Genomic DNA, 15,100 nt, shown 5'->3' on the forward strand with positions numbered 1-15,100 from the left:
TGCGCGGCATCCAAAATATGCCAAAGCATGTAAGATGTGCTTCCGGGGACACGGTCTCCGAGCGCCAGGGTCACGTTTGGAATGAGAGACAGCGTGCAACTTCCGAGATTTGCTCTGTCGCTGTTCGGGCGCTTTGAGCTGACCACAAGCGATGGCGTGATCCCGCTGCCTGGCCGGAAGCTCGCCGGACTGCTGGCTTATCTGGCCTGCACGGCGCCTCGCCCCCAATCACGCGAAAAGCTCGCGAACCTGCTCTGGGGGTCGCATTTCGAAACCCAGGCCCGGCAGAATCTGCGCCAGAGCCTGGTCAGGTTACGCCGAATTCTCGGCCAGGAGGCCATTTTCAGCGACGACCATGACGTCTGGCTCGCACCCGGCATGTTCGATTGCGACGCAGCCCGTTTCGAGGCGTTGATCCTCGAAGGCAGCCGCGCGTCGCTGGCTGCGGCCGCCGATCTGTATCGCAACCCGCTGCTGACGGATTTGAATATCGAAGAAGATGCCTGGTCGGAATGGCTCGATAAAAAACGAGAGCGACTGGAAGACCTGGCGGTCGATTCCATGGTCCGGCACGGCCAGCACGCGTTGCAATCGGGAAACCCGGAATCCGCGCTCAAGAATGCCGACCGGGCCATCGCGGTGAATGGCTTGCGCGAAGACGCGCATCGGCTGGTCATCCAGGCGCTCACAGCCACCGGACGCAAGGCTGAAGCGCTCAAGCGCTATCAAAACCTGGTCGTGCTGCTCAAGCGCGAACTGAATACCGCCCCCGACGCGGTCACCCAGTCGCTCGTCGCCGGGCTCCGCAGCGCCGGGCCATCCGACTCAGCGCATGCGAGTGAGCCCTCGGGCAGCGTTGATGAGCCGGGTCCTGCAGCCGTAGCTGTCGCAGCGCGCGACGGCGATGCGCCCCTGCAATCGATTCATCGCGGCAGCCGCCAGCAGCGTCAATTGACGATCATGTCGTGCGACCTGATTGGCGCGACGCCGCTTTCGGCAGACCGCGACCCGGAGGACGTCCACGATCAGATCATCGCCTTCCATCAGCTGGCGGCCAGTATTGCCGCGCAATTCCATGGCTTCGTCGCCCAGTACCAGGGCAACGGCCTCCTGATCTATTTCGGTTACCCCGCAGCCAACGAGCACGACGCCGAGCACGCCGTGCGCGCAGGCCTTGCCGTCGTCGACGCCGTCCGAATCCTGAGTGCGCCCGCCGGCAGCCCGCTTCGGGCAAGCGTGGGGATCGCTACAGGACTGGTCGTGATCGGCGAAAAGCCCGCATCCGGCGACATGCGGCAACAACTTGCGATCGGCGAGACGCCAGACCTCGCGATTCGGTTGCGGACCGCGGCTGCGCCGGGCGAGGTCGCGATCGCAGCCGACACACGGCGGCTACTCGGGCAATTGTTCGAGTATCGCGCGCTGCCGGACATAGAGGTCAAGGGGCTGTCACAAGCGGTGACCGCGTGGCATGTGCTCGGCGAGGCTGTCGGCGTCAGCCGCTTCGATGCTAGACGCGCCGGATCATTGACCGCCCTCGCCGGCCGCCAGGAAGAAATCGAGCTGCTTCTGCGCCGCTGGGATCAGGCAAGGTCCGGCGCGGGCCGCGTGATGGTGCTTTCGGGCGAGCCCGGCATCGGCAAGTCGCGCATCGTCGAGAGCGTGCTGGCAAGGCTGGAGGACGGACGGCATCGCCACTTGCACTATTCTTGCTCTCCGCACCATACGCACAGCGCGCTCTACCCGGTCATCACCCAACTGGAACTGGCTGCGGACTTCGAACCTGGCAGTGGCGCCAGCGCGCGGATCGACAGGCTGGAAGCCCTGATCGAGCCGACGACGACAAATCTGCCGCTCGATGTCGCGCTCATCGCCGAGCTCGTGGGTGTGCCTATGGACGGACGCTATCCGGCATTGGCGATCAGCCCGCAACAGAAACGGGAGATGACTCTCAACGCACTTCTCAATCAGCTTTCAGGCCTGGCGGCACAGAAGCCCATGCTGATCGTGGTCGAGGATGCGCACTGGATCGATCCGACATCCCTCGATCTGCTCGACGCAATGGTGGCCCGCGCGGCAAATCTGCCGTTGCTGTTGCTCGTCACGGTCCGGCCGGAATTCCAGCCGTCCTGGGTCGGCCAGCCTCATGTCACGATGCTGCCCCTCAGTCGCCTGGGCCGTAGCGAAAGTGCTGGCATCATTGGCGACATCGCCCGCGACAAGGTTCTCCCCGAGACGATCGTGGAGCAGATCCTGTCGCGTACCGACGGCGTACCGCTGTTCATCGAGGAGCTGACCCGTACGCTGCTCGAGGATGGGCCGTTGCGCGAAGCATCCGACCGCAGTGTCCTCGACGGAGCGCTGCCGTCGCTCGCCATACCGACGACGTTGCAGGCCTCGTTGGCGGCTCGCCTCGATCTGCTCGGCGGCGCGGCGAAGGACGTGGCTTCGATCGGTGCCGCCATCGGCCGGGAATTCTCCTACGAGATGATCGCCGCGATATCGCCGCTGGCCCCCTTGGATATCGACGCCGCGCTTGGCCGGCTGACGGCCTCCGGCCTCGTCACCCGCCGCGGCACGCCGCCGCTGGCGAGCTACGCATTCAGGCACGCGTTGGTGCAGGATGCCGCCTATGTCACGATGCTCAGAAGCCAACGACGGCAGTTGCACGCAGATATCGCGAGCGCGCTGATCAAACACTGCTCCGCGCAGACCGAAAGCCAACCCGAGATCATCGCCCATCATTTCGCGGAAGCCGGACTGGCCCGCGAAGCGACCGACCATTGGATCAAGGCCGGGCGGCTTGCACACACACGCTGGGCCAACCGCGAGGCCGCCAGTTTCTTCGAGCGGGCGTTGCGCAGCCTCGAGACGCTGCCAGAAACCACGGCGACGATGGAACAGGCGATCGATCTTCGGTTTGATCTGAAAACATCGCTGCTCCCACTCGGCCAGTTCGGGCGCATCCTCGGCTATCTTCGCGAAGCCGAAGCGTTGGCCGAACGCCTGGGCGATGCTCCGCGGCTTTGTCTGTCCTCTATTCACATGTGCCAGACTCTCGGCTTCACCGGCAATCCACTGGACGCCGTCAAATTCGGACGGCATGCGCATCTTCTTGCCGATTCTCTCGGCGAACTTTCGCTCCGGGTCGCGGCATCGCTTTTTCTCGGGACCGCTTGCTTCTTGACGCTGCACTACGCCGAGGCAGAATCTCTTTTTCTCAAGGTCCTGGAGCTACTCGAAGGCGAACTGAGCTTCCAGCAATTTTCCCTTGCCGGATTTCCGGCGGTCAGCGCCCGCAGTTTTCTCACGCGCATCTGTACCGACCAGGGCAAATTCGAACGAGGCATCGTTCACGGCGAGGAAGGCATCCGCCTCGCTGAAGCGGTCGACCACCCCTATAGCCTGGCCACCGTCTGCTGGTGTCTTGCTGACCTGCTGGCAACCCGGGGAGAACTGAGCCGCACGGTCGCCCTGCTGGAGCGCGGCCTGACGGTGGCTCGCGAGTGGAACCTGCCGTTCCTTGTCGCAGGTAATTCGGGCAGCCTGGGCTATGCGTATGCGCGGCTGGGCCGAGCTGCCGAAGGCCTGCCGCTGATGGAACAGGCGTTGAACGTTTTCGAGGATATGGGACATCGATTTGCCCAGGCACTGTTCCTGACGCCGATGGGCGAAGTATGCATGCTTGCAGGCCGCCACACGGACGCTCTCAAATTTGCCGGGAAGGCGCTGGCGCTGGCCCGCGAAAACGGTCAACGCGGCAGCGAGGCGGCCGCCCTCCGTCTTCTTGGCGAAGCTTCCGGCCGCGACGGCTCTCCTGAGCAGGCCGAAGGCTACTATCGCGATGCGCTCGCGCTGGCCAAGGAGCTCGACCTGCGTCCGCTCGTCGCGCGTTGCCATCAGGGCCTCGGAAAACTCTATCTGCACGCCGGCCGACCGGACCAAGCTGGCGAGCAACTCGCGGCCGCGACGACGATGTATCAGGACATGGACATGCGGTATTGGCTGGAGCAGGCCGATGCGGAATTAAGCCGGCTGCCTCATCTCGCCGCTGATGCGTGAGCCGGCGGCATCGCCGCTCGAAAGGCATACCTGGCGAGCGCGGTGGATGTGATCGTCGTTTTCAAGGACAAGATCCGGATCGTCGTCTCATACGACAACATCCGATCCACATTCAGCCCCGAGGGCCAACCCAAGCCGCTAACCCAAGCCGTCAACGTAAGCCTCGGGTTCGTAGATCTGTTCAGGAATGGCGCTCCCTAGGGGAATCGAACCCCTGTTTCAGCCTTGAGAGGGCCGCGTCCTAACCGCTAGACGAAGGGAGCGTTGAGGGGGAAGGCAATAGCCTCGAAATCGCCCCGCCGCAAGATGGCTTGTGCATTGCGGCGGGGATTTTGTCATCCATGCTTACCATGCCGTGCCCGCGGTTTCAGCACGGAAAGGGGTCCCGGAGCGCCCTGCCCGAGGGGCCCCGCGCGCGGATCAGCGATGCGGCCGCACCGATTGCATGATGACCACGTCAGGATGTCATCTCTGCATCATGCACGGCCCTGCTTTCGCCAAATGGAAATGCAAAACAGCTCCCTGTAAAACACCTGGCTGTGAAGTCACCGTCGGCCTGCCTCTGCTAACATCGCAGCCATTCACCATGCTGCGCCTGCACGGCGCCGGATAAGCGAGAGGAGTGCTTGGAACAAAGCGCACGGCCTTAGCGCGGCAATTTGGCTCACGAATATCTTGGCACAACAAACATCAGCGCGGCCGCAGGCGATGGAAGACGTTCCGCACCTCGCGCCGCAACCGGTCAATAGCTTAAGCAGAGCGAGGACAGACCATGATCAAACTAAAAATCAACGGCCAGGAACAGAATTGGGACGGCGACCCGGATCTTTCGCTGCTGTGGTATCTCCGTGACGAAGCCGGCCTCACGGGTACCAAGTTCGGCTGCGGCCAGGCACTGTGCGGCGCCTGCACCGTGATCGTCGACAAGGAGGCGGTCCGCGCCTGCATCACCTCGGTCTCCGACGTTGTCGGCCGCGAGGTCACCACCATCGAGGGCCTGCACCCGACCGGCGACCATCCGGTGCAGAAGGCGTGGCGCCAAGTCAATGTTCCGCAATGCGGCTACTGCCAGGCCGGCCAGATCATGCAGGCGGCGGCGCTGCTCGACCAGAACCCGAAGCCCGACCACGGCCAGATCCGCGAAGCCATGTCGGGCAATATCTGCCGCTGCGGCTGCTATCAGCGAATCGAGAATGCCGTCCATCTCGCATCGACGGGGGTGTGACATGAACATCATCACCAATCCGAACAGGCTTCGCGGCTTCGAGAAGCACGTGAAGGTCGAGAACGTTTCGCGCCGCAGCATCCTCAAGGGGCTCGGCATCGCAGGCTCGTTCGTGCTCGCCGCACCCGTGATGACGCGCCAGGCGTTCGCCTATGAAACCGGTGCCGGCAAGATGCCGCACGGCGTCGTGGTCGATCCGCGCGTGTTCGTCGCGATCGCCCCCGACGGCGTCGTCACCATCCTCGCGCACCGCTCCGAGATGGGCACCGGCGTCCGCACCAGCCTGCCCCTGATCGTCGCCGAGGAGATGGAGGCCGACTGGTCGCGCGTCCATGTCCAGCAGGCCCATGGCGACGAGGTCAAGTTCGGCAACCAGGACACCGACGGCTCGCGCAGCACGCGGCATTATCTGATCCCGATGCGCCAGATCGGCGCCTCGGCGCGCGCGATGCTGGAAGCCGCCGCCGCCAAGAAATGGGGCGTGCCGGTCACCGAGGTGAAGGCTGAGAAACACGAGGTGGTGCACAGCGCGAGCGGGCGCAGAAGCGGCTTCGGCGATCTCGCGGCCGACGCCGCCAAGGAACCGGTGCCCGACATCAAGAGCCTCAAGCTGAAGGACCCCAAGGACTTCCGCTATCTCGGCAAGGGCGAGGTCTCGATCGTCGACCTGCACGACATCACCACCGGCAAGGCGCATTACGGCGCCGATGTCAGGCTGCCCGGCCTGAAATATGCGGTCATCGCCCGTCCGCCGGTCACCGGCGGCAAGGTCAAGTCGTTCGACGACGCTGCTGCGATGAAGGTGCCCGGGGTCGAGAAGGTGATGGAGGTCAAGGGCTGGCCATGGCCGTCCAAGTTCCAGCCGCTCGGCGGCGTCGCCGTGATCGCACGCAACACGGGCGCCGCGATCAAGGGCCGCGACCAGCTGAAGATCGTCTGGGATGACGGCGCCAACGCCAAATACGACTCGGTCGCGTATCGTGCTTCGCTGGAAGAGGCCGCGCGAAAACCCGGCCTCGTGGTGCGCAAGGAAGGCGACGTCGATGCGGCACTGAAGAGCGCCGACAAGGTGATCACAGGCGAATACTATCTGCCGCATCTTGCCCATGTCAGCATGGAGCCGCCGGTCGCGGTTGCCGACGTCAAGGGCGACAAGGCCGAGATCTGGGCCCCGGTCCAGAGCCCCGGCGGCACCCGCGAGGATGTCGCCAAGACGCTCGGGATTCCCGAGGACAATGTCACCGTCAACGTGACGCTGCTCGGCGGCGGCTTCGGCCGCAAGTCGAAATGCGACTTCGCGCTCGAGGCGGCGTTGCTGTCGAAGGAACTCGGCGCGCCGGTGAAGGTGCAATGGACCCGTGAGGACGACGTCCACCACGACTTCCTGCACACCGTCTCGGTGGAGCGGATCGAGGCCGGTCTCGACAAGAGCGGCAAGGTGATTGCGTGGCGGCACCGCAGCGTGGCGCCGACCATCGCCTCGACCTTCGCCGCCGGCGCCAACCACGAAGCGCCGTTCGAGCTCGGCATGGGCCTGATCGACAACCCGTTCGAGATCGCCAATCTGCAGTGCGAGAATCCGGAAGCGGCCGCGTTCACGCGGATCGGCTGGTTCCGCTCGGTCTCCAACATCCCGCGCGCCTTCGCGGTGCAATCCATGGTCGGGGAAATCGCGCATGCGACGAACCGCGACCAGAAGGAGATGCTGCTGGAGCTGATCGGATCGCCCCGGATCGTCAATTTGTCCTCGGTGAAAGATCCCTGGAACTACGGCGAGCCCTATGAAAGCTACCCGATCGACACCGCCCGGCTGCGCAAGGTGGTCGAGCTGGTCGCCGAGAAGGGCGAGTGGGGCCGCACGGTGCCGAAAGGCCATGGCCTCGGCATCGCGGTGCATCGCTCGTTTGTCAGCTACATCGCGACCATCGTCGAGGTCGCGGTCGACGACAAGGGCAAGTTCACGGTGCCACGCGTCGACACCGCGATCGATTGCGGCACCTACGTCAATCCGGAGCGGATCCACTCGCAGATCGAAGGCGCTGCGATCATGGGGCTGAGCCTCGCCAAATACGGCGAGATCAGCTTCAAGGACGGCAAGGTGCAGCAGAGCAATTTCGACGACTTCCCGGTGATCCGGATGGACGAGTCGCCTGCGATTACCAACGTCTACATCGTGCCGCCGGGCGCGGACACGCCGCCGAGCGGCGTCGGCGAGCCCGGCGTGCCGCCGTTTGCGCCTGCCCTGATCAACGCGATCTTTGCCGCCACCGGCAAGCGCATCCGCGCGCTTCCGATCGGCAAGCAGCTGGAGACGTAAGGTTGGAACGTTAGGCGATACGGGTCGTTCTCATCGACACTCCGGAGGAGATCGATGAGAACCCCACCTCAGAAATTCGGGACGCTCGCGGCATTCTTGTCCGCGGGCGTCTTTCTTTTTGGCGCACAGGCTTTCGCACAAACGGCTTCGCCGCCGAGCACAACGGCAACGCGTCCGGCCAAGGTGCTGCCCGACCAGACCTCGGCTCCCAGCAACGCTCCGCCGGCAACCACCGGCCAAACCACCGGTGAGACGAGCCGTGATCCGACCATCAAGAAGATGAACGACGACGAGAAGCGGAAGGTCGACGAGAAGGGCAAATAGCCCGTTGCCACATCACCTGGCACACACCTTGATAGCCGCCGTTATCGCGAGCGGAGCGAAGCAATCCATGTTTCCGCTTGTGGCACTATGGATTGCTTCGCTTCGCTCGCAATGACGTGGATAGAACTGTGAGCGGACCGGGAAGCGGCCGGTCTCCCCAACCGCCGCTTCCCGATCGCATCGCCCCCTGTCGGTCAAACCATGGAGCCGGAGCTTCGGCCCTGATTTAGTCAGAACCGAGGCCCAAGTCGCGTGCCTTACTTCTTGTCGAGCGCGAACACCCAGATCACGCCGCCCTGCGGGACGTTGTTCTCGAAGCCCTTGACCTTGCCGGCCAGCGCATCCTGGATGCGCTGGGCGTCGACGCCCCAGCCCGACTGGACCGCGATGTACTGCGTTCCATCGACCTCATAGGACATCGGCATCGCCATGATGCCGGAGTTGGTCTTCTGCTCCCACAGCAGCTCGCCGGTCTTGGCGTTGAAGATGCGGAAGGCGCGGTCGTTGGTGCCGCCGGCGAGAACGAGATCGCCGGCGGTTGCCGTCACGGCGCCGAACAGCTGCGACGTCTTGTAGTCGTGCTGCCAGACCTTCTTGCCGGTGACCGGATCCCACGCCTGCAACTCGCCGAAATGATCGGCATTCGGCGCGGGGGTCAGTCCGATGTCTTCAGGCTTGGTGCCGAGCCAGAGCTGGCCGGGAACCAACGGCTGCTTCTCGCCGGTGAAGCCGCCGCAGAAGTTTTCATTGGCGGGAACGTAGACCAGCTTGGTGTTCGGGCTATAGGCCGCCGACGGCCAGTCCTTGCCGCCCCACAGCGACGGGCAGAACTCGACCCGCTTGCCGAGCACGGGCTTGTGCTCGGGATCGAGGATCGGCCGGCCGGTCTCGGCCTCGACGCCCTTCCAGACATTGGTCTTCACGAACGGCCAGCCGGCGACATAGTTGATCTTGTCCGCCTTGCGCTCCAGCACCCAGAAGATCGCATCACGCCCGGGATGGACCAGGCTCTTGAACGACTTTCCATCGCGCTGCATGTCGATCAGCATCGGCGCGTCGACCTCGTCCCAGTCCCAGGAATCGTTCTGGTGATACTGGAAGTGGGTCTTGATCTTGCCGTTGTCGGGATCGAGCGCGATCACCGAGCTGGTGTAGAGATTGTCGCCGGGATGCATCGAGCCGGGCCACGGCGCGGCGTTGCCGACGCCCCAATAGACCGTCTTGGTGTCCCTGTCGTAGGTGCCGGTCATCCAGGCCGAACCGCCGCCGGACTTCCAGTCGTCGCCGCTCCAGGTCTCGTGACCGGGCTCGCCTTCGCCGGGAATGGTGAAGGTGCGCCAGAGCTCCTTGCCGCTGTTGGCGTCGAAGCCGACGACATAACCGCGCACGCCGAACTCACCGCCCGAGCCGCCGACGATCACCTTGCCGTCGACGACGAGCGGCATCAGCGTCATGTACTGACCCTTCTTGTAGTCCTGGACCTTGGTGTCCCAGACCACCTTGCCGGTCTTGGCATCGAGCGCGACGACGTGATCGTCGGTGGTGGCGAGATAGAGCTTGTCCTCCCACAAGCCGACGCCGCGGCTGGTCGGATGCAGCTGGAACAGATCGTCGGGAAGCTGCCGCTTGTAGCGCCAGTACTCTTCGCCGGTCTTGGCGTTGAGCGCGATCACCTGCCCCATCGGGGTTGCGACGAACATCACGCCGTTGTTGACGATCGGCGGCGCTTCATGGCCTTCGAGCACGCCGGTCGAGAAGGTCCAGGCCGGCTTGAGGTCCTTGACGTTGGATGTGTTGATCTGGTTGAGCGGACTAAAGCCCTGTCCGTCATAGGTCCGGCGATAGAGCATCCAGTTGCCGGGTTCGGGATTTTCGAGGCGCGCTGACGTCACCGAACTGTAGTTTTCGATCGGCCCCGCGACGGCGTAGGTCGACATCAGGCACGCGAATGCGACACAACTCGACAGTAACCACTGCTTGCTTGTCATGAGATGCTACCTCCCTGCTCTGTTTTGTTTTTCAGTTTCGTTTAGGTCGTGCAGAACTTCCGGTGTGGCCTCATCCTCCCTGCTGAACACCCACCTTCCCGACGAATGGCGCTGCGACCGTGATCGCGCCGTCGGCAACCGTCAGCGGCAATGCCGCGAGGCGACGTGGCGCCGGCCCGAACACGACCTGCGCATTCTGCCGCGGATCGTATTCGGAGTTATGACACATGCATTTCAGAACGGTCTTGTCGCCCTGCTCTTCCTTCACCCAGGCGGTGATCGGGCATCCGGCATGCGAGCAGATCACGGAGTAGCAGACGATGCCGTCGGCTGCGCGGGCGCGCGTGGCATCGTCGAGTTCGTTCGGATCGAGCTTGACCAGCACAACCTCGTTCAGCCGCGAACCTTTGCGGACGACGGAGGTCTTCGGATCTTGCGGCCAGGCGCGAACCGGCGGACCACCGAGCTTCAGATCATCCGACTTGATGACTTGGCCGGCCTTGTCGCCTTCGGCGCGCACAAGCAGATCGGCTTTTTGCGGTCGCTCACTCGCGCCCGGCTGCTCGTCGTCATCGGCGGCTGCGGGCTCGATCGCGGCAAGACAGGCACAGCCCGCGAGCGCAGTCAGCACCGCGCGACGCGTCGGGTCGGTGCACGCCCCTGCCGCATCGGTTTCACGGGATTGCTCGATGGAAGCGCCGGGGTTGGATTGCTGCATGGCGCAAGCTGAGCGTGCAACTCGGCCGAAAAGATGGCGACACACCTTCTCGATGCACGAACGCATGCGCAAAAAATGCGCTACAGCTTTTGGTTGATCGGCCGCGCGGCTTCGCGAATGCTTCGATCAGGGTTCGTTGACGAAGCTCAGCCTGCCTGCAGGTTTCAGCGTCTTTGCATCAAATGTGCGGATCTCTGTTGCACCGCCTATATCGAGCGTGAGCACCAGCCGATCGCCGGTGACGCCGGTTGCGACGATGCGAGCGCCTTTCGGCAGCGCAGCAGTGACGTCGGATACCGAAACGGGGCTTCCCTCGCTGCGATAAAGGCGGTAGCCGATGGCGATCAACACGACAGCCACGGCCAATGCCGAGGTCAGGCCCGCGATCAGCATCATGCGCCGCACCCGCGCGATCAGCGCGGCTTGGTCGGGGGTCGGTTCGGTCACAGCGGTGTCGGTCATCACAAGGCTCTATATCTTTGCAACAGGTCGATTTGAATCAGGTCTCTTCGAATGGCGGTCGGAAGCTGGAGGTCATCGTCGCTGGCGACGAGGGCTCGGCCCGGCTTGACCGCGTGCTCGCGCAGCGCACTCCGGAGCTGTCGCGGTCCCGGCTGAAGGCGCTGATCCTCGCCGGTTCCGTGACCGTCAAGGACGCCGTCGTCCGCGACCCCGCTTATCATGTCGTCCAGGGCGATACGATCATAATCGACGTGCCGGAGGCCGCGCCCGCCGAACCGAAGGGCGAAAACATCGCGCTCGATATCGCGTTCGAGGACGACGACATCATCGTCATTAACAAGCCGAGGGGCTTGGTTGTGCATCCGGCGGCCGGCCACGCCACCGGAACGCTGGTCAACGCGCTGATCGCCCATTGCGGCACCAGCCTGTCCGGCATCGGCGGGGTCAAGCGGCCGGGCATCGTGCACCGGCTCGACAAGGACACCACCGGGCTGATGGTGGTGGCCAAGAACGACCATGCCCACCAGTCGCTGACCGCGCAGTTCGCCGACCATGGCCGCACCGGCCCGATGGAGCGCGGCTACATGGCGTTCGCCTGGGGCGTGCCGAACCGGCCCCATGGCACGATCGATGCGCCGATCGACCGCCACCCGCACGCCCGCGAGAAGATGGCGGTCCGCCAGGGCGGCCGCGAGGCGATCACCCATTTCGAGGTGCTCCAGAGCTTTGCCGGCCGCGACGGCAAGCCGGTCGCCTCGCTCTTGGCCTGCCGGCTCGAGACCGGACGGACCCATCAGATCCGGGTCCACCTTGCTCATCTCGGCCACCCCCTGATGGGCGACAGCGTCTACGGCCCGCACTTCAAGACCAAGGCCGGCCATCTCGGGCCGGAAGGTAAGGACGCACTTACCGCCCTCGACCGGCAGGCCCTTCACGCCTATCTGCTGGCTTTGGAACACCCCCGCACCGGGGAACTTTTACGCTGGGAGTCGGCCTTGCCGGAGGATTTGCTTCTCCTGGAGCGGGCGCTGGCAGCGGCGGTATGACGCACCCCTCCCGGAAAAGGCACGTCATGACAACAGGTTATACCTGCCACACGGGGACGTGACGTCAGCAATCCTTCCCTATCACGGACGGTTTAGTGTATGTTGCACCTGCGCTGAATATCCAGCGCGGAACATCGCAGCCTGGCCGGCTTTAACCCAGCGGCCACCTGCCGGGCCCGCCGCTATCGGGGGTCTGAACCACTGGAGGGCGCTCGAATGGCCCGTACAGCTACGTTACCGGTCCTCAATGGAGAATCCGGTCTTTCCCGTTACCTCGCCGAGATCCGCAAGTTCCCCATGCTGGAGCCCCAGCAGGAGTACATGCTCGCCAAGCGTTGGCGCGAGCATGATGATCGCGACGCGGCGCATAAGCTCGTCACCAGCCATCTCAGGCTCGTGGCCAAGATCGCCATGGGCTATCGCGGCTACGGCTTGCCGATCTCCGAGGTCGTCTCGGAAGGCAATGTCGGCCTGATGCAGGCGGTGAAGCGATTCGAGCCCGAGAAGGGCTTCCGTCTCGCCACTTACGCCATGTGGTGGATCAAGGCGTCAATACAAGAGTACATTCTGCGTTCCTGGTCGCTCGTGAAGATGGGCACCACCGCGAACCAGAAGAAGCTGTTCTTCAACCTGCGCAAGGCGAAGAGCAAGATCTCCGCGCTGGAAGAGGGTGATATGCACCCCGACCAGGTGAAGCTGATCGCCAAGCGCCTCGGCGTGACCGATCAGGACGTGGTCGACATGAACCGCCGCCTCGGTGGTGACGCGTCGCTCAACGCCCCGATCCGCGACGACGGCGAAGCCGGTGAATGGCAGGATTGGCTGGTCGACAACTCGCCCAACGCCGAAGCCATGATGGCCGAGAGCGAGGAGTTCGATCATCGCCGCCAGGCCCTGAACGGTGCGATCGGCGTGCTCAACCCGCGCGAACGCCGCATCTTCGAGGCGCGGCGTCTGGCGGATGAGCCGATGACGCTGGAAGACCTTGCGGCCGAGTTCGGCGTGTCGCGCGAGCGCGTGCGGCAGATCGAGGTCCGCGCCTTCGAAAAGGTGCAGTCGGCCGTCAAGGGCACGATTGCCCGGCAGGAAGCAGCGCTCGAAGCCGCGCACTAACCACGCGGCGACAAGCCAACGAGAGATGAAAGCCGGCGGCAACGCCGGCTTTTTTGTTGCCTCCAGGATGGGCGGAGCGCAGCGATACCCATCATCCCACGGCGCAGCACAGCGTTGATGGGTATCGCTTCGCTCCACCCATCCTACAGAGGCGGTATTTGGGATGAAGTTTCGGCGCGCACCTGGATCCGGGACGTATGGTCATAGATCCACCTGCCTACGAATGTCCGCATCGGCCTCGGGAGTGTACAAACGAGGTGCGCCAAGTCATGTCGGCCAAGGGCCCCAGAGGCCGACATTGCGACTTAGCCTCGACTTGATCCAAGGCGGCCTAAAACGCGGCCCAGCTTCCTTCCAGAACCGTAAACGAAGGTGGCCCCAGATGTTTCAGGCCGGGCTTAAACAACCCTGAGACCATTAGGTCATTGATCGCGTTCAGACGGAGCGCTCCGTCGTGAAGATGGCCGCCCCATTGTCGAATGCAATGCGCTCGGAAAACTGCCTGGACTGTTGATGCGATAGTGTCTGCAGCTTGCCACGCTTCATCAGGTTGACCCAAGTCGGACGCGACCGCCAAGAGGCAAGTCGAGCTAAAATCTAGCTTCTCATTGGGCTCGCTCTTCATGGAAAAGTACACATCAGGCGCCAGTCCATCGCGCTTGCAGATGGACCAAGAGGGCGCCCAGACTTCGCAATTCAGAAACGTAGCCTGACGGCCTGAAAGAAGCACACCATTCTCAGCGTGAGTCCACCGTTTGCAACCCAGTTCGTTCCAGCCAATGCGCCCAAACGAAATTCCCCTTTGATTGGGCGTTCCCCTCAACGAGTTCAGTTGAGTTGAACGCACCGCCACGTCGCTGCGCTGTACATGGATAAGATAGTCTAAAGCGTCGAATATGTGGGTCCAAGTTCGCTCAACCCACGGTGGAGCTGTCACTGGATCTCCAAGAACAGCATAGACTAGATACTTGCGGTCTCGATGTCCCATTCGGTTAACTACCATCGCGGCTGCGTCAAGCTTCTCGTCGACAGACATCATCAGCGACGTCGCCAACGTCCGCTTTGGGGTCAGAAGGCGACATCCTCGAGGTCGGATCGGGTTTTCTATTCGCCCCCCGAAAGCAGGCGTCCCGGATTAGCACCTACCCTGCTCGCCCCACTGCCGCGACATGCTGCGATCTAGGCGTCGGTCGACGCCGGCGCATGGTTTCTGCGATCCAATCAATCGACAACCCATCAATACCTGTGCATCATCGTCGATGAAAGCGACGTTCGCCTGTCCCTCACCCACAGCCATCATGCCGAGGAATGTCTTGCGACAGGATCAGGAGCGACCCATGATGCGGCGCAGCTTTGTCGGTTTCATCGGCGCAGCTCTGCTGTGCTTGTTTGAGCAGCCGGCTCTCGCCCAAGTCACCTGGCAAATGGCGACGGAATATCCGCAAACCAACATTTCGGGTGTGGGGCTAACAACCTTTTCGAGGCTCATATCAGCACACACAAATGGCTTCGTCACGGTAAGGACGTCTTTCGACAACGAGCTGAAAATCTCTTCAGCTGAGATGATCGGCGCAGCTCGCGATGGTCGGGTCACAGGCGGTGATGCATTTACAGCCTCGATGGAAAAAGCTGATCCCGTTTTTGGTTTGCCGACATTGCCATTCCTGGTGCAATCGTTCGAAGTTGCGCGCGCGTTCAATGCACGGGCACGGCCACTTTATGAGAAAGCCCTCGAGGCGCAGAATTTGAAGCTTTTGTACATGACGATCTGGCCGGCGACGGGCCTCTGGTCGGATCGAGCGCTAAACAGCGCGAATGACCTTAACGCATTGGTGGTCAGGACCT

10 protein-coding genes and 1 tRNA gene are annotated in these 15,100 nt (G+C 63.1%); 7 read left to right on the plus strand and 4 right to left on the minus strand.

Annotated elements, in window-relative coordinates:
- Positions 1 to 93 precede the first annotated feature (93 nt).
- Positions 94 to 4,062 carry an AAA family ATPase gene (locus FNJ47_RS09730; RefSeq protein WP_163152864.1) on the plus strand — a complete coding sequence of 1,323 codons (3,969 nt, stop codon included), beginning with the start codon at positions 94 to 96 and terminating at the stop codon, positions 4,060 to 4,062.
- A gap of 188 nt (positions 4,063 to 4,250) precedes the next feature.
- On the opposite strand, the gene FNJ47_RS09735 is transcribed toward FNJ47_RS09730, so the two are convergent.
- Positions 4,251 to 4,325 (minus strand) — tRNA-Glu (locus FNJ47_RS09735).
- 509 nt (positions 4,326 to 4,834) lie between these two features.
- Here FNJ47_RS09735 and FNJ47_RS09740 point away from each other — a divergent pair.
- Genes FNJ47_RS09740 through FNJ47_RS09750 form a run of 3 tightly spaced genes read left to right on the plus strand, consistent with a single transcriptional unit; the run spans position 4,835 to position 7,928 of the window.
- Entirely contained in the window at positions 4,835 to 5,287 is a 453-nt protein-coding gene (locus FNJ47_RS09740; RefSeq protein WP_163152865.1) for a (2Fe-2S)-binding protein, read from the plus strand.
- Between the two features lies 1 nt (position 5,288).
- Positions 5,289 to 7,604, plus strand: a complete 2,316-nt coding sequence (locus tag FNJ47_RS09745; protein ID WP_163152866.1) for a xanthine dehydrogenase family protein molybdopterin-binding subunit — start codon at positions 5,289 to 5,291, stop codon at positions 7,602 to 7,604.
- A 54-nt stretch (positions 7,605 to 7,658) separates the two neighbouring features.
- On the plus strand, positions 7,659 to 7,928 hold the full coding sequence (locus tag FNJ47_RS09750) for a hypothetical protein (RefSeq protein WP_163152867.1): 270 nt from the start codon (positions 7,659 to 7,661) through the stop codon (positions 7,926 to 7,928).
- 257 nt (positions 7,929 to 8,185) lie between these two features.
- On the opposite strand, the gene FNJ47_RS09755 is transcribed toward FNJ47_RS09750, so the two are convergent.
- The 3 genes from FNJ47_RS09755 to FNJ47_RS09765 form a co-directional block, all read right to left on the minus strand.
- On the minus strand, positions 8,186 to 9,916 hold the full coding sequence (locus tag FNJ47_RS09755; RefSeq protein WP_163152868.1) for a methanol/ethanol family PQQ-dependent dehydrogenase: 1,731 nt from the start codon (positions 9,914 to 9,916) through the stop codon (positions 8,186 to 8,188).
- 70 nt (positions 9,917 to 9,986) lie between these two features.
- Positions 9,987 to 10,634, minus strand: coding sequence for a QcrA and Rieske domain-containing protein (locus tag FNJ47_RS09760; RefSeq protein ID WP_163152869.1), 648 nt, complete (start codon positions 10,632 to 10,634; stop codon positions 9,987 to 9,989).
- Between the two features lie 126 nt (positions 10,635 to 10,760).
- Positions 10,761 to 11,096, minus strand: coding sequence for a hypothetical protein (locus FNJ47_RS09765; protein ID WP_163152874.1), 336 nt, complete (start codon positions 11,094 to 11,096; stop codon positions 10,761 to 10,763).
- A gap of 65 nt (positions 11,097 to 11,161) precedes the next feature.
- Here FNJ47_RS09765 and FNJ47_RS09770 point away from each other — a divergent pair, with 65 nt between their 5' ends.
- The 3 genes from FNJ47_RS09770 to FNJ47_RS09780 form a co-directional block, all read left to right on the plus strand.
- Positions 11,162 to 12,142: an RluA family pseudouridine synthase gene (locus FNJ47_RS09770; protein WP_163152873.1), complete on the plus strand. Its 981-nt coding sequence runs from the start codon at positions 11,162 to 11,164 to the stop codon at positions 12,140 to 12,142.
- Positions 12,143 to 12,358: 216 nt separating this feature from the next.
- Positions 12,359 to 13,255: an RNA polymerase sigma factor RpoH gene (gene rpoH / locus FNJ47_RS09775; protein WP_163152870.1), complete on the plus strand. Its 897-nt coding sequence runs from the start codon at positions 12,359 to 12,361 to the stop codon at positions 13,253 to 13,255.
- A 1,337-nt stretch (positions 13,256 to 14,592) separates the two neighbouring features.
- The coding region (locus FNJ47_RS09780) for a type 2 periplasmic-binding domain-containing protein (RefSeq protein ID WP_488226091.1) at positions 14,593 to 15,100 on the plus strand (508 nt) is incomplete at its 3' end.

Source organism: Bradyrhizobium uaiense (assembly GCF_010811875.1).
GTDB lineage: Bacteria > Pseudomonadota > Alphaproteobacteria > Rhizobiales > Xanthobacteraceae > Bradyrhizobium > Bradyrhizobium uaiense.